We start from the raw sequence: 21,903 nt of genomic DNA, 5'->3' as shown, positions 1-21,903 counted from the left end.
GGCCACGAAGGTCGGCGCGGTGATCATCACCATGGGCAACCGCCCCGACGAACTCCGCGCCCTCCTCGACTCGGTCGCCAAGCAGGACGGCGACCCGGTCGAGGTGGTCGTGGTCGGCAACGGCTCGCCCGTCCCGGACGTCACCGGCTCCGTACCCGGGGTCCGCACGGTCGAACTGCCGGAGAACCTCGGTATCCCCGGCGGTCGCAACGTCGGCATCGAGGCGTTCGGCCCCGGCGGCACCGACGTGGACATCCTGCTCTTCCTGGACGACGACGGCCTCCTCGCGCACCACGACACCGCCGAGCTCTGCCGGCAGGCCTTCGCGGCCGATCCGGAGCTCGGCATCATCAGTTTCCGCATCGCCGACCCGGAGACCGGGATCACCCAGCGCCGCCACGTCCCGCGGCTGCGCGCCTCCGACCCGATGCGCAACTCCCGCGTCACCACCTTCCTCGGCGGCGCCAACGCGGTCCGTACGAAGGTGCTCGCCGAGGTCGGCGGGCTGCCCGACGAGTTCTTCTACGCCCACGAGGAGACCGACCTCGCCTGGCGGGCCCTCGACGCGGGCTGGATGATCGACTACCGCTCGGACATGGTGCTCAACCACCCCACGACCGCGCCCTCCCGGCACGCGGTCTACCACCGGATGGTCGCCCGCAACCGCGTCTGGCTGGCCCGCCGGAACCTGCCCGCCCCCCTGATCCCGGTGTACCTCGGCGTGTGGATGCTGCTCACGCTCGCCCGCCGCCCCTCCCGCCCCGCCCTGCGGGCCTGGTTCGGCGGTTTCAAGGAGGGCTGGTCCAGTCCGTGCGGACCCCGGCGCCCCATGAAGTGGCGTACGGTATGGCGCCTGACCCGTCTGGGCCGACCACCCGTCATCTGACACGCTCGACATCTGAGAGCATTCGGGCCGTACCCCGGTCCCTGTCTTTGGCCTACGCCCGACCAGGCCGCGCATCCTGAGGACGAAAGTTTCCACTGTGAGTGAGACAACGCATGACGGCGGCGTCGCGGTGAGCGCCCCTCCGTCCCCCGACGAAGGGCTCTCCGCGGCGGACCTCGCCGTGAAGTACGGGCTGTCCGTGAGCGGCGCCCGGCCCGGACTGGTCAGTTACGTCCGCCAGCTCTGGGGACGGCGTCACTTCATCCTCGCCTTCTCGCAGGCGAAGCTCACCGCCCAGTACAGCCAGGCCAAGCTCGGCCAGCTGTGGCAGGTGGCCACACCGCTGCTGAACGCGGCCGTGTACTTCCTGATCTTCGGCCTGATCCTGAAGGCCGACCGCGGCATGGAGCGGGAGGTCTACATCCCGTTCCTCGTGACGGGTGTCTTCGTCTTCACCTTCACCCAGAGCTCGGTGATGGCGGGCGTGCGCGCGATCTCCGGCAACCTCGGCCTGGTCCGGGCGCTGCACTTCCCGCGCGCCGCGCTGCCGATCTCGTTCTCGCTGCAGCAGCTCCAGCAGCTGCTCTTCTCGATGATCGTGCTGTTCGTCGTGGCGATCGGCTTCGGCAGCTACCCCCGGCTGTCCTGGCTGCTGATCGTCCCGGTGCTGGTGCTGCAGTTCCTCTTCAACACCGGCCTGGCCATGATCATGGCCAGGATGGGTGCCAAGACCCCGGACCTGGCCCAGCTCATGCCGTTCGTGATGCGTACGTGGATGTACGCCTCCGGCGTCATGTTCTCCATTCCCGTGATGCTCGACGAGCACCCCGAGTGGATCGCCGACATCCTCCAGTGGAACCCGGCCGCCATCTACATGGACCTGATGCGGTTCGCGCTGATCGACGGCTACGGCTCCGAGAACCTGCCGCCGCACGTGTGGGTGGTCGCGGGCGGCTGGGCCGTCCTCGTGGCCGTGGGCGGTTTCGTGTACTTCTGGAAGGCTGAGGAGCGTTACGGCCGTGGCTGAGGACAACAGCGGGATCCCGACCGTCATCGCGGACGAGCTGCACATCGTCTACCGCGTCAACGGCGCCAGGACCGGCAAGGGCAGCGCCACCTCCGCCCTCAGCCGCATACTCCGGCGCGGCGAGGAGCGGGGCGTGCGCAAGGTGCACGCCGTCCGCGGTGTCTCCTTCACGTCCTACCGCGGTGAGGCCATCGGCCTCATCGGTTCCAACGGCTCCGGCAAGTCCACCCTGCTGCGGGCCATCGCCGGACTGCTCCCCGCGGAGAAGGGCCACGTCTACACCGACGGCCAGCCCTCGCTCCTCGGCGTCAACGCGGCCCTGATGAACGACCTCACGGGCGAGCGGAACGTCATCCTCGGCGGACTGGCCATGGGCATGACGCGCGAGCAGATCAGGGAGCGCTACCAGGACATCGTCGACTTCTCGGGCATCAACGAGAAGGGCGACTTCATCACCCTGCCCATGCGCACCTACTCCTCCGGCATGGCCGCCCGGCTGCGCTTCTCCATCGCGGCCGCCAAGGACCACGACGTCCTCATGATCGACGAGGCCCTCGCGACCGGCGACCGCAAGTTCCAGAAGCGCTCCGAGGCCCGGATCCGGGAGCTCCGCAAGGAGGCCGGCACGGTGTTCCTCGTCAGCCACAACAACAAGTCCATCCGTGACACGTGCGACCGCGTCCTGTGGCTGGAGCGCGGCGAGCTGCGGCTGGACGGACCGACCGACGAGGTCCTCAAGGAGTACGAGAAGTTCACGGGCCGGTAGCCCGGACCGCAGCGAGGAGCAAGGAACGCAGGGCCCCGTCGGAACGGTTCGACGGGGCCCTGCGTCTGCAAAGAGAAGGCCAACTCCCGCCGTCTGTAGGAAGCTTGAGGCCAATCGGTGTGTTCTTGTGATGTGCGGGACACCCCGGCGGAGCGCGGCGGGTTGTACAACGTAAGCTGTACCGGTGCTGATTCGCCGCAAGTGGGGCGAAAAGCGCGACGGCCCGCCCCGGGTCTGCCGCGCGGACGACCGGGCGGCGTGTCCGAAAGAGGCACCATCGGGTCAGCAGTGTAGAACGGGTGATGTGACGGCAATGGGTACGGAAACTCTCCAGCTCCGCTGCGCGTACGCCGTCTGCGCGGGTGCCGTTTCCGGCCCGGGCGGCGGGCGGTGACGCCGGTCGGGACGGCGCGCACCGGGGACCCGGAGCGCAGCACCCTCGACAAGGCCGCGGACGAGAACTTCCCCGTGGCACCGTTCTTCCTGCCCAGGGCCTGGCGCGCCGACCTGATGGCCGTCTACGGCTTCGCCCGGCTGGTCGACGACATCGGCGACGGCGACCTGGCCCCCGGCGGTGCGGACGCCCGCCTCCTCGGAGTCCCGGACGCGCGGGCCGAGGACCGGCTCGTACTGCTCGACGCCTTCGAGGCGGACCTGCGCAGGGTCTTCGACTCGACCCCGGGCCACCCGCTGCTGCGCCGTCTGCAGCCCACCGTCCGCCGGGCCGGCCTGACCCCCGAGCCCTTCCTCGGCCTGATCGCCGCGAACCGCCAGGACCAGCTCGTCAAGCGGTACGAGACCTACGACGACCTCCTCGCCTACTGCGAGCTGTCCGCCAACCCGGTCGGCCGGCTGGTCCTCGCCGTCACCGGTACCTCGACCCCCGAGCGGGTCCGCCGCTCCGACGCCGTCTGCACGGCCCTGCAGATCGTCGAGCACCTCCAGGACGTCGCCGAGGACCTCGGCCGCGACCGCATCTACCTTCCCGCCCAGGACATGAAGCGTTTCCATGTCCAGGAGGCGGACCTCGCCACGCCCACAGCAGGCGCATCGGCGCGCGCACTGGTTGCATACGAAGCAGAACGCGCCCGCAACCTCCTGAATGAAGGCACCCCTCTCGTGGGTAGCCTCCACGGCAGGCTCAAGCTGCTGCTCGCGGGGTTCGTGGCAGGGGGGAGGGCGGCGATCAGGGCGATCGCCGCCGCCGAATACGACGTACTTCCCGGCCCGCCGAAGCCCGGCAAGATCCAGTTGCTGCGCGAGGTGGGAGTGACTCTGCGAGGAGAGGGGTGATCCGGAGCGTGGACTCGGAGCCACACATGTCCGCACCGGTACTCGCCGCCTACGGCTACTGCGAGGCCATCACCGGACAGCAGGCCCGGAACTTCGCGTACGGCATCAGGCTGCTGCCGACGCCCAAGCGCCGTGCGATGTCGGCCCTGTACGCGTTCTCGCGGCGCGTCGACGACATCGGCGACGGCGCGCTCGTGCCCGAGGTCAAGGCTGCGCGGCTGGAGGAGACCCGGGCCCTGCTCGCCCGGGTCCGCGACCGCACGGTGGACGAGGACGACACCGACCCGGTCGCCGTCGCCCTCAGACACACCGCGGACCACTTCCCGGTCCCGCTCGAAGGCCTCGACGAACTCATCGACGGCGTCCTGATGGACGTCCGCGGCGAGACGTACGAGACCTGGGACGACCTCAAGGTCTACTGCCGCTGCGTCGCCGGCGCCATCGGCCGCCTCTCGCTCGGCGTCTTCGGTACGGAACCGGGCGCGCGCGGGGCCGAACGGGCGCCGGAGTACGCGGACACCCTCGGACTCGCCCTGCAGCTCACCAACATCCTCCGGGACGTCCGCGAGGACGCCGGGGACGGACGGACCTACCTGCCCGCCGACGACCTCGCGAAGTTCGGCTGCTCGGCCGGGTTCGGCGGATCCCGCCCGCCGGAGGGCTCCGACTTCGCGGGCCTCGTCCACTTCGAGGTGCGCAGGGCGCGCGCGCTCTTCGCGGAGGGCTACCGGCTGCTGCCGATGCTGGACCGCCGCAGCGGGGCCTGCGTCGCCGCGATGGCCGGCATCTACCGCCGCCTGCTGGACCGCATCGAGCGTGACCCGGAGGCCGTCCTGCGCGGCCGGGTCTCGCTGCCCGGCCGCGAGAAGGCGTACGTCGCGGTGCGGGGCCTTTCCGGTCTCGACGCCCGGCACGTCTCGCGCCGGGCCGTCAGGAGGCGCGCCTGATGGACACTTCGGCCCAAGACGACGCAGGTCCGTGGAAACGGGACGCAACCCTTTGGCCGGGGACGGCGTCCCTGACTGCGACGGCCGCCCGCGCCCCGTTCCACCGGCGCGGCGGGGCCGCGGGGGAAGGTGCACGATGAACGACACCACGCAGGACGAGGAGCTCGACGCCGACGCGTCGAACCGCCCCGCGACGGCCGTAGTGGTCGGCGGGGGGCTCGCGGGAACGACCTCGGCGCTCGCGCTGGCCGACGCGGGCGTCCGCGTGACGCTGCTGGAGGGCCGGCCCCGCCTCGGCGGGCTCGCCTTCTCCTTCCGGCGCGACGGCCTCACCGTGGACAACGGCCAGCACGTGTACCTGCGCTGCTGCACCGCCTACCGCTGGTTCCTCGACCGCGTCGGCGCCGCGCACCTCGCGCCGCTGCAGGACCGCCTCGACGTACCGGTGCTCGACGCCGCGGCGAAACCCGGGCGGCGGCTCGGCAGAATCGGCAGAACGGCGCTGCCCGTCCCGCTGCATCTGGCGCGCAGCCTCGCGACCTACCCGCACCTGTCGCTCGCGGAGCGCGCCAGGGTCGGCCGTGCCGCACTCGCCCTCAAGGAACTCGATCCCGCCGATCCCGCGCTCGACACGCGCAGCTTCGGCGGCTGGCTGGCCGCGCACGGCCAGTCGGACCGGGCCGTCGAGGCACTGTGGGACCTCGTGGGGGTCGCCACCCTCAACGCGGTGGCCGGCGACGCCTCGCTCGGGCTCGCCGCGATGGTGTTCAGGACCGGGCTGCTCTCCGACCCGGGCGCCGCCGACATCGGCTGGGCGCACGTCCCGCTGGGAGAACTGCACGACCGGCTGGCCCGCAAGGCGCTCGACTCCGCGGGAGTCCGTACCGAGATCCGTACACGCGTCACCTCCGTCTCCCGCAAGGAGAACGGGCGTTGGAGCGTGCAGGTTCCCGGACGGACGCTGGAGGCGGACGCGGTCGTACTCGCCGTGCCCCAGCGCGAGACCCACGGTCTGCTGCCCGAGGGAGCCCTCGACGCCCCCGGGCGGCTGCTGGAGATCGGCACGGCGCCGATCCTCAACATCCACGTCGTGTACGACCGCAAGGTGCTCGACGCGCCGTTCTTCGCCGCGCTCGGTTCCCCCGTGCAGTGGGTCTTCGACCGCACCGCGGCGTCGGGCCTCGAGGAGGGCCAGTACCTCGCGCTGTCGCAGTCGGCCGCGCAGGACGAGATCGACGAACCCGTCGCCGTGCTGCGCGAGCGGTACCTGCCGGAGCTGGAGCGGCTGCTGCCGCACACCGGGCGGGCCGAGGTCCGGGACTTCTTCGTGACCAGGGAGCGTACGGCGACGTTCGCCCCGAGCCCCGGCGTCGGACGGCTGCGGCCCGGCGCCCGTACCAACGCCCCCGGCCTGTACCTGGCCGGCGCGTGGACCGCCACCGGGTGGCCCGCGACGATGGAGGGTGCGGTCCGCAGCGGCGTGAGCGCGGCCGACGCCGCGCTGCACGCCCTGGGCCGGCCCCGCGACCACCTCTTCGAGCTCTTCGAGGAGGCCGCTTGACGCTCGATCAGGGCTCCCGCACCCCCCGTACCGCGAATAGAGGAGAGACTGTGCCCACTGTGCCCCCGGCATCGAAGGCTGCCGACGCGGTGGACGTGACCGCGCTCCTGGAGCGCGGCCGGACCCTGGCCTCACCGGTACTGCGCGCGGCCATCGACCGCCTCGCGCCCCCCATGGACACCGTCGCCGCCTACCACTTCGGCTGGATCGACGCCGCCGGCAACCCCGCCGACGGCGACGGCGGCAAGGCCGTACGGCCCGCCCTGGCGGTGCTGTCCGCCGAGGCGGCCGGCGCCGCCCCCGAGGTCGGCGTACCGGGCGCGGTCGCCGTCGAGCTCGTGCACAACTTCTCGCTCCTGCACGACGACCTGATGGACGGCGACGAGCAGCGCCGCCACCGTGACACCGTCTGGAAGGTGCACGGTCCCGCCCAGGCGATCCTCGTCGGCGACGCCCTGTTCGCACTGGCCAACGAACTGCTCCTGGAGCTCGGCACGGTCGAGGCGGGCCGCGCCACGCGCCGTCTCACCTCCGCCACCCGCGCGCTGATCGACGGCCAGGCCCAGGACATCTCCTACGAGCACCGCGACCGCGTCAGCGTCGAGGAGTGCCTGGAGATGGAGGGCAACAAGACCGGCGCCCTGCTCGCCTGCGCCTGCTCCATCGGTGCCGTCCTCGGCGGCGCCGACGACCGCACGGCGGACACCCTGGAGAAGTACGGCTACCACCTCGGTCTCGCCTTCCAGGCCGTCGACGACCTCCTCGGCATCTGGGGCGACCCGGTGGCCACCGGCAAGCAGACCTGGAGCGACCTGCGCCAGCGCAAGAAGTCCCTGCCCGTCGTGGCCGCGCTCGCGGCCGGCGGCGCCGCCTCCGAGCGTCTGGGCGAGCTGCTCGCCGCGGACGCCAAGAGCAGCGACTTCGAGAGCTTCTCCGAGGAGGAGTTCGCCGTACGGGCCGCACTCATCGAGGAGGCAGGCGGGCGCGAGTGGACCGCCCAGGAGGCGCGCCGCCAGCACACGATCGCCGTCGAGGCGCTGGACACGATCCACATGCCGGACCAGGTGCGGGCCCAGTTCGTGGAGCTCGCCGACTTCGTCGTCGTACGGAAGAGATGATCACTATCGGTCGAATAGCCCTCGCGTAGTCGCCGGCCGGTGCCGCGGGAACACGAGCACCGGCCGACGGCGGACCCACAGCAGTAAAACGCCACTGCACGAAGGGGAAGCCATGACAGCGACGACCGACGGAAGCGCCGGGGCCCTGCCGCCCCGCGCAGCCGCGGCCAGCGACATCCGGACAGAATCGACCCCCGTGGCGGCCGGGACAGCCGATCCCCGAGACGCCGCCGTGCGCGCGATACAGCGCGCCACCGACTTCCTGCTCTCCACGCAGGACGCCGAGGGCTGGTGGAAGGGCGATCTCGAGACCAACGTCACGATGGACGCCGAGGACCTGCTGCTCCGGCAGTTCCTGGGCATCCAGGACGAGCGGACCACCCGGGCCGCCGCGCTGTTCATCCGCGGCGAGCAGCGCGAGGACGGCACCTGGGCCTCCTTCTACGGCGGACCGGGCGAACTGTCCACGACCGTCGAGGCGTACGTCGCCCTGCGGCTGGCCGGTGACGCGCCGGACGACCCGCACATGGCGCGGGCGGCCGCGTGGGTCCGCGCACAGGGCGGCATCGCCTCCGCCCGGGTCTTCACCCGGATCTGGCTCGCCCTGTTCGGCTGGTGGAAGTGGGACGACCTGCCCGAACTCCCGCCGGAGCTCATCTGGTTCCCCAAGTGGGCGCCGCTCAACATCTACGACTTCGGCTGCTGGGCCCGGCAGACCATCGTGCCGCTCACCGTCGTCTCGGCGAAGCGCCCGGTGCGTCCGGCGCCCTTCGCGCTGGACGAGCTGCACACCGATCCCCGTCACCCCAACCCGGTCAAACGCCTGGCACCGATCGCGAGTTGGGGTGGTGCGTTCCAGCGGCTGGACCGGGCCCTGCACGCCTACCGCAAGGTCGCCCCGCGCGGACTGCGCAGGGCGGCCATGAACGCCGCGGCCCGCTGGATCATCGAGCGTCAGGAGAACGACGGGTGCTGGGGCGGCATCCAGCCGCCCGCCGTCTACTCGGTCATCGCCCTCCACCTGCTCGGCTACGACCTCGAACACCCGGTGATGCGCGAGGGACTGGCCTCCCTGGACCGCTTCGCCGTGTGGCGCGAGGACGGGGCCCGGATGATCGAGGCCTGCCAGTCACCGGTGTGGGACACCTGCCTCGCGACCATCGCGCTCGCCGACGCGGGCGTGCCCGCCGATCACCCGCAGCTCGTGCGGGCCGCGGACTGGATGCTGGGGGAGGAGATCGTCCGCCCCGGCGACTGGGCGGTCAAACGACCCCAACTGGCGCCTGGAGGCTGGGCGTTCGAGTTCCACAACGACAACTACCCCGACATCGACGACACCGCCGAGGTGGTCCTCGCGCTGCGCCGCGTCAAGCACCACGACCCGGAGCGCGTCGAGAAGGCCATCGGGCGCGGGGTGCGCTGGAACCTGGGCATGCAGTCGAAGAACGGTGCCTGGGGTGCCTTCGACGTCGACAACACCAGTCCCTTCCCCAACCGGCTGCCGTTCTGCGACTTCGGCGAGGTCATCGACCCGCCGTCCGCCGACGTCACCGCGCACGTCGTGGAGATGCTCGCCTTCGAAGGGCTCGCCCACGACCCGCGCACCCGGCGGGGCATCGAGTGGCTGCTCGCCGAACAGGAGGCGAACGGCTCCTGGTTCGGCCGCTGGGGCGTCAACTACGTCTACGGGACGGGGTCGGTGGTGCCCGCGCTGGTCGCCGCCGGACTGCCCGGCTCGCACCCCGCGATCCGCCGGGCCGTCGCCTGGCTGGAGACGGTGCAGAACGACGACGGCGGCTGGGGAGAGGACCTGCGCTCCTACCGTGACGCCGCCGAATGGAGCGGACGGGGCGCCTCCACCGCCTCCCAGACCGCGTGGGCGCTGCTGGCGCTGCTCGCGGCCGGGGAACGGCACTCCGAGGCGGTCCAGCGCGGGGTCGCCTGGCTCGCCCGGACCCAGCTGGCGGACGGCTCCTGGGACGAGCCGTACTTCACCGGCACCGGATTCCCCTGGGACTTCTCGATCAACTACCACCTCTACCGGCAGGTCTTCCCGCTGACCGCGCTGGGCCGGTACGTCAACGGCGAACCGTTCGCCGGCCTGCAGAGCTCCCGGAGCTCCTTCGGCAGGGCCAGTTGATGAGCGCGACACCGGGCGCCGGCCCGCTGCTGATCGCCTGCGCGCTGGGCATCGAGAAGTTCGCCCTGCGCACCGGCGGCGACCGGGGCGGCGCCGGGGGACCGGTCACCGTGCTGCGTACGGGCATGGGACCGCCGGCCGCCGAACGGGCGGTCGCCGCGGCGCTGGCCGCACCGGCCCTGCACGGGGCGGCCGTCCTGGCCACGGGCTTCTGCGCCGGGCTGGCCCCCGGCATGCATCCGGGAGACGTGGTCGTCGCCGAGGAGACCCGGGGCCCGCACGGCAGCACACCGTGCGTGGGCACCGGCCTGCTCGTCGAGGAACTGCGGCGCGCCGTGCCCGGGCGCGCCGTCCACACGGGACCGCTCACGGGGTCCGATCACGTGGTCCGCGGTCAGGAACGGTCGGATCTGTACGCGACCGGCGCGATCGCGGTCGACATGGAGTCGGCGGCCACGCTGCACACCGCGGTGCTGGCCGGAGTGCGCGCGGTTGCCGCCGTACGGGTGGTCGTGGACGCTCCAGAACATGAACTCGTCCGGATCGGCACGGTGCGCGGTGGAATATCAGCTTTCCGCGTTCTTCGTGCCGTCCTTCCTGTTTTTTTCGAATGGCACCGTTCCCTGCTGCTCCCCCGGAGGTGAGCCAGATGGCCATGCCGCTCCGTCAGACCATCAAGGTCGCGACGTATCTCGCCGAACAGAAACTCCGCAAGCGGGAGAAGTTTCCGCTGATCGTCGAGCTCGAACCGCTCTATGCCTGCAATCTGGCGTGCGAGGGCTGCGGCAAGATCCAGCACCCGGCCGGGGTGCTCAAGCAGCGCATGCCGGTGGCTCAGGCCGTCGGGGCGGTGCTGGAGTCCGGGGCACCGATGGTGTCCATCGCCGGTGGCGAGCCCCTGATGCACCCGAAGATCGACGAGATCGTACGGCAGTTGGTGGCCCGCAAGAAGTACGTCTTCCTCTGCACCAACGCCATGCTGATGCGCAAGAAGATGGACAAGTTCACCCCGTCCCCGTACTTCGCGTTCGCCGTGCACATCGACGGGCTGCGGGAGCGGCACGACGAGTCCGTGGCGAAGGAGGGCGTGTTCGACGAGGCCGTGGCCGCCATCAAGGAAGCCAAGAAGCGCGGTTTCCGGGTCACCACCAACTCGACCTTCTTCAACACCGACACCCCGCAGACGATCATCGAGGTGCTCAACTTCCTCAATGACGACCTGAAGGTGGACGAGATGATGATCTCGCCCGCCTATGCCTACGAGAAGGCGCCCGACCAGGAGCACTTCCTGGGCGTCGAGCAGACCCGCGAACTGTTCAAGAAGGCCTTCTCGGGCGGCAACCGGCGCCGCTGGCGCCTCAACCACTCCCCGCTCTTCCTGGACTTCCTGGAGGGCAAGGTCGACTTCCCCTGCACGGCGTGGGCGATCCCCAACTACTCGCTCTTCGGCTGGCAGAAGCCCTGCTACCTGATGAGCGACGGGTACGTCACGACGTACCGGGAGCTCATCGAGGACACCGACTGGGACTCGTACGGCCGCGGCAAGGATCCGCGCTGCGCCAACTGCATGGCGCACTGCGGCTACGAGCCGACCGCGGTCCTGGCCACCATGGGCTCCCTCAAGGAGTCCCTGCGGGCCGCCCGCGAGACCGTCTCGGGAAACCGCGGGTGACGTCGTGACCGCCATCTCCTTGGGCCTCCCCGAGGTACCGGTCCGGCCGATCGCGGAGCGCCGCGTCTCGCGGCGGATCCAGGTCGGACCGGTGGCGGTCGGGGGCGGGGCACCTGTCTCGGTGCAGTCGATGACGACGACACGCACGTCGGACATCGGCGCCACCCTGCAGCAGATCGCCGAGCTGACCGCGTCCGGCTGCCAGATCGTCCGCGTCGCCTGCCCCACGCAGGACGACGCGGACGCCCTCGCCACCATCGCGCGCAAGTCGCAGATCCCGGTGATCGCCGACATCCACTTCCAGCCGAAGTACGTGTTCGCCGCGATCGAGGCGGGCTGCGCGGCGGTGCGCGTGAACCCGGGCAACATCAAGCAGTTCGACGACCAGGTGCGCGAGATCGCGCGCGCCGCGCAGGACCACGGCACGCCGATCCGGATCGGCGTCAACGCCGGTTCGCTGGACCGGCGCCTGCTCCGGAAGTACGGGAAGGCGACGCCCGAGGCACTGGTGGAGTCGGCGCTGTGGGAGGCGTCGCTCTTCGAGGAGCACGGCTTCCGGGACATCAAGATCTCGGTCAAGCACAACGACCCGGTCGTGATGGTCAGCGCCTACCGGCAGCTCGCCGCCGCCTGCGACTACCCGCTGCACCTCGGGGTGACCGAGGCGGGCCCGGCCTTCCAGGGCACGATCAAGTCGGCGGTCGCCTTCGGGGCGCTGCTCGGCGAGGGCATCGGCGACACCATCCGGGTGTCGTTGAGCGCCCCGCCTGCCGAGGAGTGCAAGGTCGGCATCCAGATCCTCCAGTCGCTGGGGCTGCGGGAGCGGCGCCTGGAGATCGTGTCCTGTCCGTCCTGCGGGCGGGCCCAGGTCGACGTCTACAAGCTCGCCGACGAGGTCACGGCCGGCCTGGAGGGCATGGAGGTGCCCCTGCGCGTCGCGGTCATGGGCTGCGTCGTCAACGGGCCGGGAGAAGCACGGGAGGCGGACCTGGGGGTCGCCTCCGGCAACGGCAAGGGCCAGATCTTCGTCAGGGGCGAGGTCATCAGGACGGTGCCCGAGTCGAAGATCGTGGAGACCCTCGTCGACGAGGCGATGAAGATCGCCGAGCAGATGGAGGCGGCCGGCGTCGCGTCAGGCGAGCCGGAGGTCACGGTACCGGGGCAACCCCCCGCCGCCGTGAGGTAGCTGCAGCACGGACCGAGAGGGGGCCCGACGTGACGATTCTGGAGACCATCCGGGGACCACGCGACCTGAAGGCGCTGTCCGAGGCCGAGACCGGCCGGGTGGCCGAAGAGATCCGGGAGTTCCTGGTGCACGCCGTCGCCAGGACCGGGGGGCATCTGGGACCCAACCTGGGGGTGGTGGAACTGTCCATCGCGCTCCACCGGGTCTTCGAGTCGCCGGTCGACCGCATCCTGTGGGACACCGGCCACCAGAGCTATGTGCACAAACTCCTGACCGGGCGTCAGGACTTCTCCAAGCTGCGCGGCAAGGGCGGCCTGTCCGGCTATCCCTCGCGGGAGGAGTCCGAGCACGACGTCATCGAGAACAGCCACGCGTCCACCGCGCTCGGCTGGGCCGACGGGCTCGCCAAGGCCCGGCAGGTGCAGGGGGAGAAGGGGCACGTCGTCGCGGTCGTCGGCGACGGCGCGCTCACCGGCGGCATGGCCTGGGAGGCGCTGAACAACATCGCCGCCGCCAAGGACCGGCCGCTGATCATCGTCGTCAACGACAACGAACGCTCGTACGCGCCGACCATCGGCGGCCTCGCCAACCACCTGGCGACGCTGCGCACGACCGACAGCTACGAGAAGGTCCTGGCCTGGGGCAAGGACGTCCTGCTGCGCACCCCGGTCGTCGGCGGCACGCTCTACGAGTCGCTGCACGGCGCCAAGAAGGGCTTCAAGGACGCGTTCGCCCCGCAGGGCATGTTCGAGGACCTGGGCCTGAAGTACGTCGGGCCGATCGACGGGCACGACGTGGGCGCCGTCGAGTCGGCCCTGCGGCGCGCGAAACGTTTCCACGGGCCCGTCCTCGTCCACTGCCTGACGGAGAAGGGGCGCGGTTACGAGCCCGCCCTCGCGCACGAGGAGGACCGCTTCCACACGGTCGGTGTGATGGACCCGCTCACCTGCGAGCCGCTCGCGCCGTCCAGCGGCCCGTCCTGGACCTCGGTGTTCGGCGACGAGATCGTGCGCATCGGCGAGGAGCGCGAGGACGTCGTGGCGATCACGGCGGCCATGCTGCACCCGGTGGGACTCGCGAAGTTCGCCGAGCGGTTCCCCGGCCGGGTGTGGGACGTGGGCATCGCCGAGCAGCACGCCACGGTGTCCGCGGCCGGACTCGCGACGGGCGGGCTGCATCCGGTCGTCGCCGTGTACGCGACCTTCCTCAACCGGGCCTTCGACCAGCTGCTCATGGATGTCGCGCTGCACCGCTGCGGAGTGACGTTCGTGCTGGACCGCGCCGGGGTGACGGGCGTCGACGGGGCGTCGCACAACGGCATGTGGGACCTGTCGATCCTCCAGGTCGTGCCCGGACTCAGGATCGCCGCGCCACGTGACGCCGACCAGCTCCGTGCGCAACTGCGCGAGGCGGTCGCCGTGGACGACGCGCCCACGCTGATCCGCTTCCCCAAGGAGTCGGTGGGCCCGCAGGTCCCGGCGGTCGACCGGGTGGGCGGCGTCGACGTGCTGCACCGCGGCGAGCGGACCGACGTGCTCCTGGTGGCCGTCGGCGTGATGGCCCCGGTGTGCCTCCACGCGGCCGGGCTCCTCGAGGCCCGGGGCATCGGCTGCACGGTGGTGGACCCGCGCTGGGTCAAGCCCGTCGACCCCGAGCTCCCCGGCCTCGCCGCCGGCCACCGCCTGGTCGCGGTCGTCGAGGACAACAGCCGGGCCGCCGGGGTGGGCGCGGCCGTCGCGCTCGCCCTCTCGGACGCCGAGGTCGACGTGCCCGTACGGCGGTTCGGGATCCCCGAACAGTTCCTCGCGCACGCCAAGCGGGGCGAGGTACTGGCCGACATCGGTCTGACCCCGGTCGAGATCGCGGGCCGCATCGGCGCGAGCCTGGCCGCCCGGGAGGCCGGCCCGCCCCGGGACGTCGGCCGGGGTGCCCGTGGGGCCGACGCGCAGGTCGGGCCCACGGACGGGGCGCAGGCCTCCCCGCGGCGGGCGGCCGCGAAGCGTGCCCGGACGACGCCGGCCGCCGGCCGCCGGGCATCGGTGCGCGGAGCCGCCGGGGCGCGGGAGGCCGACGTCGGCGGGGACGCCGGGCGGACGGTCGCGGAGGGCGGTCCCGCGGCCGGGGCCCGGGTCTCGGGCGGGCCGGCCGACGAGGAGCGGCCCCGGACGGCGCCGGTCGCCGGTCGCCAGGGAGCCGTCGGGGCGCGGAAGACCGACGCGGACGGGGAAGCCCGTCAAGGCGTCGAGGGGGGTGACCCCCGGGCCGGGGCACGGGCGCCGGCCGCCGGGCGGCGGACCCGCAAGGCGCCGGAGACCGCCGCGGAGCAGGGTGCCGCCGGTGAGCCGGCCGGAGAAACGCACGCGTCCAGGGAGAAACAGGAATGACGACCAGCGAGCCCCGGGAGTTCGACCTCGGCGGTCTCCTCGCCGAGCGCGGAGCAGAGCGCTACGAGCTGCACGCGAAGTACCTGAACCACCAGCTGCCGCGCATGCTGCACACCATCGGCTTCGACAAGGTCTACGAGCGGGCCGAGGGCGCCCATTTCTGGGACGCGGACGGCAACGACTACCTGGACATGCTCGCCGGGTTCGGGGTGATGGGGCTCGGCCGCCACCACCCCGTCGTCCGCAGGGCGCTGCACGACGTCCTCGACGCGCAGCTCGCCGACCTCACCCGCTTCGACTGCCAGCCGCTGCCCGGGCTGCTGGCGGAGAAGCTCCTCGCCCACAGCCCGCACCTGGACCGGGTGTTCTTCGGCAACAGCGGTACCGAGGCCGTCGAGACCGCGCTGAAGTTCGCCCGGTACGCCACCGGGAAGCCGCGCGTGCTGTACTGCGCGCACTCCTTCCACGGCCTGACCGCCGGATCCCTGTCCGTGAACGGCGAGGACGGCTTCCGGGACGGCTTCGCCCCGCTGCTGCCCGACACGGCGGTCCCGCTCGGCGACCTCGACGCGCTGGCGGCCGAGCTGAAGAAGGGCGACGTCGCCGCGCTGATCGTCGAACCGATCCAGGGCAAGGGCGTGCACGAGTCGCCGCCCGGATACCTGCGCGCCGCCCAGGAGCTGCTGCGCAGGCACCGCGCGCTGCTCATCGCGGACGAGGTGCAGACCGGACTCGGCCGCACCGGGGACTTCTACGCCTACCAGCACGAAGAGGGTGTGGAGCCGGACCTGGTCTGTGTGGCGAAGGCGCTGTCGGGGGGCTATGTGCCCGTCGGCGCGACCCTCGGCAAGGACTGGATCTTCAAGAAGGTCTACTCGTCCATGGACCGGGTCCTCGTGCACTCCGCGAGCTTCGGGTCCAACGCGCAGGCCATGGCGGCCGGCCTCGCCGTGCTGTCGGTGATGGAGAACGAGCAGATCGTGGCGAACGCCCGCGCCACCGGAGAGCAGCTGAGGTCGCGGCTCGCGGCGCTCGTCGGGAAGTACGAGCTGCTGAGCGACGTACGCGGCCGGGGGCTGATGATCGGCATCGAGTTCGGCCGGCCGAAGTCCCTCAAGCTGCGCAGCCGTTGGACGGTGCTGCAGACCGCCCGCAAGGGGCTGTTCGCGCAGATGGTGGTCGTGCCGCTGCTGCAGCGCCACCGGATCCTCACCCAGGTCTCCGGCGACCATCTGGAAGTGATCAAGCTGATTCCGCCGCTGGTGATCGACGAGCAGGACGTGGACCGCTTCGTGGACGCCTTCACCGCCGTGATGGACGACGCGCACAGCGGGGGCGGCCTGATGTGGGACTTCGGGAAGACACTGATGAAGCAGGCGGTTGCCAACCGGTAGGCCCTGCGGCCGGCCGTAGGCCGTCGGTGGGGTTCCTGGGGGCCGGCATCTTTTGCCTCAGGGGCAAGTTATTTGCCTCCGGGGCAAGGGTGCGGCTCAATGGACGCATGAACCCTGACAAGGGTACGCACCCCACCGTCGCCCCCCAGCTACGTGCTCTGCGCCGCCGCGCGGCCCTCACCCTGGAGTCCGCGGCCGGCGCAGCCGGACTCTCCCCCGCCCACCTCTCCCGGCTGGAGACCGGGCAGCGCCAGCCCTCGCTGCCGATGCTCCTCGCGCTGGCCCGCGTCTACGCCACCACCGTCTCCGACCTGCTCGGTGAGACGGCTGCCGAACGGGACGCGGTCGTGCGCTGTGCCGACATGGAGCCCACGCAGGCCGGCGGCTGGACGTATCGGCAGGCCGGCGCCGCCGGACGCGGTATGCAGTCCCTGCGCGTGCACGTCCCCCACGGGACGCAGGGCGACATCGTGCGGGTCCACCCCGGCGAGGAGTGGCTGTACGTCCTCCAGGGGCGGCTGCGGCTGCGCCTCGGGGACACCGCGCACGTCCTCGCGCCCGGGGACAGCGCCCACTTCGACTCGCTGACCCCCCACCGGATCGCCGCCGCGGACCGGGACGGGGCCGAGCTCCTCTTCGTGCACACCCTGCTGCAGAGCCCGACGGCCGCCCTGTGCCTCGGACCGACGACGACCTCAGGAGAAGATTCGTGAAGGACCTGGAGGAGAAGTTCCCGCGCGCGCTGTGGGTCCGGCTCATCATCTACGTGGCGGTCGGGCACGTCTTCGCCGCCTTCATCTACCTGCTGTTCACGCTCGGGGCCCAGAACCAGTAGCCCCCCGGCGTAGTCAGTCGAGGAACCGCTCGCGCAGCCGCTCCCGTACCCGCGGGGTCACGGCGAGGCCCTGCTCCAGGTACGCGTCGACCCCGCCCCACGTCTCCTCGATCGTGTCGAACGCCGCCGTCAGGTACTCGGCGCGGGCGTCGAAGAGAGGGCTCAGCAACTCCATCACCTCGGGGGTGTACGCCGAGGCGGCGGAGCCGCTGCGGTGGACCTTGTAGCGGCGGTGCGCCGCGTTCGACTCCAGGTAGTCCGTCATGACGGCCTCGCGCTCGACGCCGACGGCGAGGAGCGTCACGGCGACGGAGAGACCGGCCCGGTCCTTGCCCGCCGCGCAGTGCATCAGCGCCGGGACGCTGCCCTCCGCCAGCGCGTGCAGCACCTGACGGTGCTCGGCGGTGCGGTCCTTGATGATCGTGCGGTACGAGCCGATCATGCGGTCCGCCGCCCGGCCGTCCGAGAGCAGCTCGCGCAGCTGCTCCAGATTCCCGTCGCGGACCATCTTCCAGAACTCCGCGCCGTCCGCCGGGTCCGACAGCGGCAGGTTCACATTGCGCACCCCGGGCAGCTCGACATCGGCGCCCTCGAGCTTGTGGTCGGCCGCGTTGCGGAAGTCGAAGATCGTGTGCAGGCCCAGGGAGGCCAGGAACGCGGCGTCCGACGCCGTCGCGTGCGCGAGGTGGCCGCTGCGGAAGAGCCGCCCGTACGCCAGACGCCGGCCGTCCACCGTCGGCAGGCCGCCCACGTCGCGGAAGTTGCGCACTCCGGTCAGCTCGGGCTCGGTCGACGGGACCTGCTGCGTCACGGGGGCTCCTCCCCTCGGCTGCCGACGCGGCTCGTCGGCGAGGTGCGTATCCGACGATACGACATCGGTTCACGGGCCGATGAGTTGTCCACAGGCGTTGCCCGAAGGGCGGGTCGGCCCTGATGATGTTGGGGCTTGAGCGTGCCTGTTCGAATATGTGAGGGCTTGATGGTAGAGATCGGCGCAGACGGCCGTACGTGGCTTCTTTCGGGGCCCACGAGCAGCTACGGCCTGCGGCTCGGTGACGAGGACGAGCTGCTTCATCTGCACTGGGGCCCGAGGATCGCACTCGCCGACGCCGAGGCGCTCGCCGCGGGTCCCGGCCCGGAGTACTGGGCGTTCGAGGCGACCCTCGACGGCCACGAGGAGTACCCGGTCGAGGGCGGTCCCCGCTTCGTGCGGCCCGCGCTGTCCGTGCGGACACCGGACAGGCGCGGCACCGAGTGGCGCTTCGAGGGGTACGAGACCGACGAGGCCGAGGGGGCGGAGGGGGCCGGCGGGGGCGAGCTGCGGCTGCGGTTCTCCGACTCCGGGCTCGGCATCACCCTGCACTACCGGATGCGGGCCGGTGGCGACGTCGTCGAGCGCTGGGTGACCCTCGCCAACGAGGGGCCCGCCCTGGAGGTGCTGCGGGCCGACTCCGCGACCTGGACGCTGCCGCTGCGCGACGGGTGGCGGCTGTCCCAGCTGCACGGACGGTGGGCGGCCGAGTCACGGCTCACGCGCTCGGAGCTCACCTACGGCGAGAAGATCATCGGCAGCCGGCGCGGGCACACCGGGCACCAGCACCTGCCGTGGGTCGCCCTGGACGCGGACGGCACGGCGACCGAGGAGCTGGGCGAGGTCTACGGCTGCGCGCTCGCCTGGTCGGGGACCTGGCGGATCGCGGTGGCGCAACTGCCGGACGCGCGCGTGCAGATCACCGGCGGCGCCGGGTACGACGACTCGGGCCTGCTGCGGCTGGAGCCGGGGGAGAGCTTCGTCACGCCCGTCTTCGCGGGGCTGTGGAGCGACGGTGGCTTCGGCGGGGCGAGCCGTGCCTGGCACGCGTACCAGCGCGCGCACGTGATCCCGGACGCGGACCGGTACCGGCCCGTGCTCTACAACTCCTGGGAGGCCACCGAGTTCGACATCTCCGAGGAGCAGCAGCGGGCGCTCGCCCGCCGGGCCGCCGACGCGGGGATCGAGCTGTTCGTGGTGGACGACGGCTGGTTCGGGGCGCGCACCAGCGACCGGGCCGGGCTCGGCGACTGGACGGTCAACCGGGACCGCTTCCCCGGCGGCCTCACCCCGCTGAGCGACTACGTGCACGGGCTCGGGATGCAGTTCGGCATCTGGGTCGAGCCCGAGATGGTCAACCCGGACAGCGAGCTGTACCGCGCGCACCCCGACTGGGTGCAGTTCCAGCCGGGCCGCAGGCGCACGGAACTGCGCAACCAGCTCGTCCTGAACCTCGCCCGCGAGGACGTCCAGGAGTACCTGTGGGAACAGCTCGACGCGCTGCTCTCCAGCGCGCCGATCGACTACGTGAAGTGGGACTTCAACCGCTGCTTCACCGACGCGGGCTGGCCCGGCGAGGCGTATCCGCAGCGGCTGTGGGTGGACCATGTGCACGCCCTGTACCGCCTGCTGGACCGGCTGCGGGCGGCCCACCCCCACGTGGCCTTCGAGTCCTGCTCGGGCGGCGGCGGGCGGATCGACCTCGGGATCATGGCCCGTACGGACCAGGTGTGGACCTCCGACAACACCGACCCGCTCGACCGGCTCGCCATCCAGCACGGGTACAGCCAGGTGCATCCCGCGCGGGCCATGGCCGCCTGGGTCACAGACAGCCCGAACACCCAGCTCAACGGGCGGGTCAGCTCGCTGCGCTTCCGGTTCGTGAGCGCGATGGCCGGGGTGCTCGGAGTCGGCGGCGACCTCACCCGGTGGAGCGCCGGGGAGCTGGCCGAGGCGCGGACCTGGGTGGACCTCTACAAGGAGATCCGGCCCGTCGTGCAGGGCGGCGACCTGTACCGGCTGCGGGCGCCGGAGGGCGGGCTGAGCGCCGTCCAGTACGTCCGCGGCGGCGAGACCGTCGTCCTCGCCTGGCTGCAGGCCCAGCACCACGGCGAGCCGGTCCCGCCGCTGCGGCTGCGCGGACTCGACCCGTCAGCATCGTACGAATGCCTCGAAACGGGCGAAGTGCACCGGGGTGCGGTGCTGTTGCACCACGGGGTGCGGACGGGGCTGCGCGGGGATCTCGACGCGGCAGTTGTCCGGCTGCGTCGCATGTGACGGATGTGTCCGCAATGGAGCCTTCGTTCCAACTCGTGCCGGAATGAAGGCTCCTGGGGCCGTGCGCCGTGAGCAGCGTCATATCCGTGACGTTCCGCTGTCGCCATGCTCACGTAAGTCCACTTTGTTTCCAGGGCCGCAGCAAGGAAAAGGCGGCCCGTATTCACGCAGGGTGACCGGTATTCCATCGGAGGATCAAGGAAACAGGGGACACAGGAAACCCCGAAGGTTGTTTCCGCCTCTTCATGTCGCTTACGTTCACCTCCAATCCGGACGGACGCCCAATCCTGCCGCCGCCCGGAATCCGCACACCCACCCGATCCACGGCAGGAGCGGGGGACCCACAGGTACTACGCCTGTTCCGGTCTCCGGAACGGGCTCGGGGTTAAGCCGTGCGACAGCACGGCCGGGCATCTCCAGCCCGCACCCGACAGCTCACCTCGCAGGCGCCGGAGAGGAATTCGTCATGCCCGCGAAGGGTAAGCACCGCCGTCCCAGGTCCCAGCGTTTCACCCGCTCCATAGCCGTGGCCGGAACCGGGGGCGCGGCCCTCGCCCTCCCGCTGCTCGGCGCGGCCGGAGCGCACGCCGCCACCCCGCAGTCCGCCGCCGACTCCGTCGCGAGTGCCTCGAACGTCGCGAGCGAAACCCCGAAGTCCGCACCGGCCGCCGACAAGAAGGCCGGAGCGGGGAAGACCGGGGCGCAGAAGGTCACCACCAAGACGTACGCCGTGCGTTCGGGCGACTCCCTGTCGAAGATCGCCGACACGCAGGACGTCGACGGTGGCTGGAAGAAGCTGTACTCGGACAACCGCACCGTGGTCGGCGGCGACCCGTCGCTCATCCATCCGGGCCTGAAGCTCACGCTCGGCGGGGCCGCGGCCACCACCGGCTCCGACGCCTCCGAGGCGGCCGGGCGGTCCACCGCCAAGAAGCCGGCCACGACGTCCAGGGCCACGGACACCTCCGCCGCCACCTCGACCGCTCCGTCGGCCTCCAGCGGCTTCTCGCTGCCGGTCGCGGGTGCGTCGATCGGGACCTCGTACAAGATGTCCGGCAGCATGTGGTCCAGCGGCTACCACACCGGTGTCGACTTCGTGGTGCCCACCGGCACCTCGCTCAAGTCCGTCGGCGCGGGCACGGTGGTCTCCGCCGGATGGGGCGGCGCGTACGGCAACCAGGTCGTCATCCGGCTCGCCGACGGCCACTACGCCCAGTACGCCCACCTGTCCTCCCTGTCCGTCTCGGCCGGCCAGGCCGTGACCGGCGGACAGCAGGTCGGCCTCTCCGGCGCGACGGGCAACGTCACCGGCCCGCACCTGCACTTCGAGATCCGCACCACCCCGGACTACGGCTCGGACGTGGACCCGCTGGCGTACCTGCGTGCCAAGGGCGTTTCCGTCTGACACCCGCTCGGCACGTCCTTCGAAGGCCGGACCCCGTCACGGGGTCCGGCCTTCGGCATGCCGTCGCGCGGACGGTACGGCCCGTACCGCCCGCGCGACGGGCGCGGCGTGTTGCGGTCTCGTGGCGTGGCCGGGCGGAGCGTCGACACGGGTGGGCGGCAGGCGCCAGAGTGATCTCCACAAGCGCTTTCCGCACCCATG

The 21,903-nt window shown here is 71.6% G+C and carries 18 protein-coding genes, 1 pseudogene and 1 riboswitch; of the genes and pseudogenes, 18 read left to right on the top strand and 1 reads right to left on the bottom strand.

The features are described 5' to 3' along the window. Positions 1 to 31 precede the first annotated feature (31 nt). From QFZ75_RS06545 to QFZ75_RS06475, 16 genes and pseudogenes are all read left to right on the top strand, one after another. A complete protein-coding gene (locus tag QFZ75_RS06545) occupies positions 32 to 886 on the top strand; it encodes a glycosyltransferase family 2 protein (protein WP_307544249.1) in 855 nt (284 codons plus the stop codon). Positions 887 to 983: 97 nt separating this feature from the next. Continuing rightward, complete coding sequence (locus tag QFZ75_RS06540; RefSeq protein WP_307534612.1) at positions 984 to 1,913, top strand: ABC transporter permease; 930 nt, start codon at positions 984 to 986, stop codon at positions 1,911 to 1,913. Beyond that, positions 1,906 to 2,679, top strand: coding sequence for an ABC transporter ATP-binding protein (locus QFZ75_RS06535; protein WP_307534610.1), 774 nt, complete (start codon positions 1,906 to 1,908; stop codon positions 2,677 to 2,679). Before QFZ75_RS06540 ends, QFZ75_RS06535 begins: the two co-directional genes overlap by 8 nt. A 390-nt stretch (positions 2,680 to 3,069) precedes the next feature. Then, positions 3,070 to 3,972 (top strand): squalene synthase HpnC, encoded by a 903-nt coding sequence (gene hpnC, locus QFZ75_RS06530; RefSeq protein ID WP_307534608.1) that lies wholly within the window; start codon positions 3,070 to 3,072, stop codon positions 3,970 to 3,972. After that, on the top strand, positions 3,969 to 4,919 hold the full coding sequence (gene hpnD / locus QFZ75_RS06525) for a presqualene diphosphate synthase HpnD (RefSeq protein WP_307534606.1): 951 nt from the start codon (positions 3,969 to 3,971) through the stop codon (positions 4,917 to 4,919). The genes hpnC and hpnD overlap by 4 nt, the downstream gene beginning before the upstream one ends. Then, positions 4,919 to 5,059 (top strand): DUF6380 family protein, encoded by a 141-nt coding sequence (locus QFZ75_RS41070; RefSeq protein WP_373465816.1) that lies wholly within the window; start codon positions 4,919 to 4,921, stop codon positions 5,057 to 5,059. The genes hpnD and QFZ75_RS41070 overlap by 1 nt, the downstream gene beginning before the upstream one ends. Beyond that, positions 5,056 to 6,480 carry a hydroxysqualene dehydroxylase HpnE gene (hpnE, locus tag QFZ75_RS06520; protein WP_307534604.1) on the top strand — a complete coding sequence of 475 codons (1,425 nt, stop codon included), beginning with the start codon at positions 5,056 to 5,058 and terminating at the stop codon, positions 6,478 to 6,480. The genes QFZ75_RS41070 and hpnE overlap by 4 nt, the downstream gene beginning before the upstream one ends. Next, the gene (locus QFZ75_RS06515) at positions 6,477 to 7,598 is read left to right on the top strand and encodes a polyprenyl synthetase family protein (protein WP_307534603.1); all 1,122 of its coding nucleotides are present in this window, start codon (positions 6,477 to 6,479) and stop codon (positions 7,596 to 7,598) included. The genes hpnE and QFZ75_RS06515 overlap by 4 nt, the downstream gene beginning before the upstream one ends. Positions 7,599 to 7,710: 112 nt before the next feature. Then, complete coding sequence (gene shc / locus QFZ75_RS06510; RefSeq protein WP_307534601.1) at positions 7,711 to 9,738, top strand: squalene--hopene cyclase; 2,028 nt, start codon at positions 7,711 to 7,713, stop codon at positions 9,736 to 9,738. Next, complete coding sequence (locus QFZ75_RS06505; protein ID WP_307534599.1) at positions 9,738 to 10,382, top strand: 1-hydroxy-2-methyl-2-butenyl 4-diphosphate reductase; 645 nt, start codon at positions 9,738 to 9,740, stop codon at positions 10,380 to 10,382. Before shc ends, QFZ75_RS06505 begins: the two co-directional genes overlap by 1 nt. 5 nt (positions 10,383 to 10,387) lie before the next feature. Further along, entirely contained in the window at positions 10,388 to 11,410 is a 1,023-nt protein-coding gene (gene hpnH / locus QFZ75_RS06500; RefSeq protein ID WP_307534597.1) for an adenosyl-hopene transferase HpnH, read from the top strand. A gap of 4 nt (positions 11,411 to 11,414) precedes the next feature. Beyond that, a complete protein-coding gene (ispG, locus tag QFZ75_RS06495) occupies positions 11,415 to 12,596 on the top strand; it encodes a flavodoxin-dependent (E)-4-hydroxy-3-methylbut-2-enyl-diphosphate synthase (RefSeq protein ID WP_307534595.1) in 1,182 nt (393 codons plus the stop codon). A 29-nt stretch (positions 12,597 to 12,625) separates the two neighbouring features. Next, positions 12,626 to 14,494, top strand: a pseudogene (gene dxs, locus QFZ75_RS06490) (1-deoxy-D-xylulose-5-phosphate synthase); the annotation flags it as partial. Positions 14,495 to 14,976: 482 nt separating this feature from the next. After that, a complete protein-coding gene (locus QFZ75_RS06485; protein WP_307534594.1) occupies positions 14,977 to 16,374 on the top strand; it encodes an aspartate aminotransferase family protein in 1,398 nt (465 codons plus the stop codon). Between the two features lie 107 nt (positions 16,375 to 16,481). Then, the gene (locus QFZ75_RS06480) at positions 16,482 to 17,087 is read left to right on the top strand and encodes a helix-turn-helix domain-containing protein (protein WP_307534593.1); all 606 of its coding nucleotides are present in this window, start codon (positions 16,482 to 16,484) and stop codon (positions 17,085 to 17,087) included. Further along, positions 17,084 to 17,209: a DUF6126 family protein gene (locus QFZ75_RS06475; protein ID WP_149511185.1), complete on the top strand. Its 126-nt coding sequence runs from the start codon at positions 17,084 to 17,086 to the stop codon at positions 17,207 to 17,209. The genes QFZ75_RS06480 and QFZ75_RS06475 overlap by 4 nt, the downstream gene beginning before the upstream one ends. 13 nt (positions 17,210 to 17,222) lie before the next feature. Here the strand turns inward: QFZ75_RS06475 and QFZ75_RS06470 are convergent, their stop codons facing one another. Next, a complete protein-coding gene (locus tag QFZ75_RS06470; protein WP_307534590.1) occupies positions 17,223 to 18,020 on the bottom strand; it encodes a tyrosine-protein phosphatase in 798 nt (265 codons plus the stop codon). Positions 18,021 to 18,188: 168 nt separating this feature from the next. Here QFZ75_RS06470 and QFZ75_RS06465 point away from each other — a divergent pair, with 168 nt between their 5' ends. Beyond that, positions 18,189 to 20,297 (top strand): alpha-galactosidase, encoded by a 2,109-nt coding sequence (locus QFZ75_RS06465; RefSeq protein ID WP_307544247.1) that lies wholly within the window; start codon positions 18,189 to 18,191, stop codon positions 20,295 to 20,297. A gap of 303 nt (positions 20,298 to 20,600) precedes the next feature. Further along, a riboswitch (cyclic di-AMP (ydaO/yuaA leader) is annotated at positions 20,601 to 20,759 on the top strand. 4 nt (positions 20,760 to 20,763) lie between these two features. Beyond that, a complete protein-coding gene (locus QFZ75_RS06460) occupies positions 20,764 to 21,702 on the top strand; it encodes a M23 family metallopeptidase (protein WP_307534588.1) in 939 nt (312 codons plus the stop codon). Positions 21,703 to 21,903 lie beyond the last annotated feature (201 nt).

Source organism: Streptomyces sp. V3I8, assembly GCF_030817535.1.
Classification (GTDB): Bacteria; Actinomycetota; Actinomycetes; order Streptomycetales; family Streptomycetaceae; genus Streptomyces.
This window is presented reverse-complemented; position numbering and strand designations above follow the sequence as displayed.

Coding starts and splice junctions, on each gene's coding strand:
- QFZ75_RS06545 (WP_307544249.1), top strand. CDS start 32: ATGGGCAACCGCCCCGACGAACTCCGCGCCCTCCTCGACTCGGTCGCC.
- QFZ75_RS41070 (WP_373465816.1), top strand. CDS start 4,919: ATGGACACTTCGGCCCAAGACGACGCAGGTCCGTGGAAACGGGACGCA.
- hpnE (WP_307534604.1), top strand. CDS start 5,056: ATGAACGACACCACGCAGGACGAGGAGCTCGACGCCGACGCGTCGAAC.
- shc (WP_307534601.1), top strand. CDS start 7,711: ATGACAGCGACGACCGACGGAAGCGCCGGGGCCCTGCCGCCCCGCGCA.
- QFZ75_RS06505 (WP_307534599.1), top strand. CDS start 9,738: ATGAGCGCGACACCGGGCGCCGGCCCGCTGCTGATCGCCTGCGCGCTG.
- hpnH (WP_307534597.1), top strand. CDS start 10,388: ATGGCCATGCCGCTCCGTCAGACCATCAAGGTCGCGACGTATCTCGCC.
- QFZ75_RS06485 (WP_307534594.1), top strand. CDS start 14,977: ATGACGACCAGCGAGCCCCGGGAGTTCGACCTCGGCGGTCTCCTCGCC.
- QFZ75_RS06480 (WP_307534593.1), top strand. CDS start 16,482: ATGAACCCTGACAAGGGTACGCACCCCACCGTCGCCCCCCAGCTACGT.
- QFZ75_RS06465 (WP_307544247.1), top strand. CDS start 18,189: ATGGTAGAGATCGGCGCAGACGGCCGTACGTGGCTTCTTTCGGGGCCC.
- QFZ75_RS06460 (WP_307534588.1), top strand. CDS start 20,764: ATGCCCGCGAAGGGTAAGCACCGCCGTCCCAGGTCCCAGCGTTTCACC.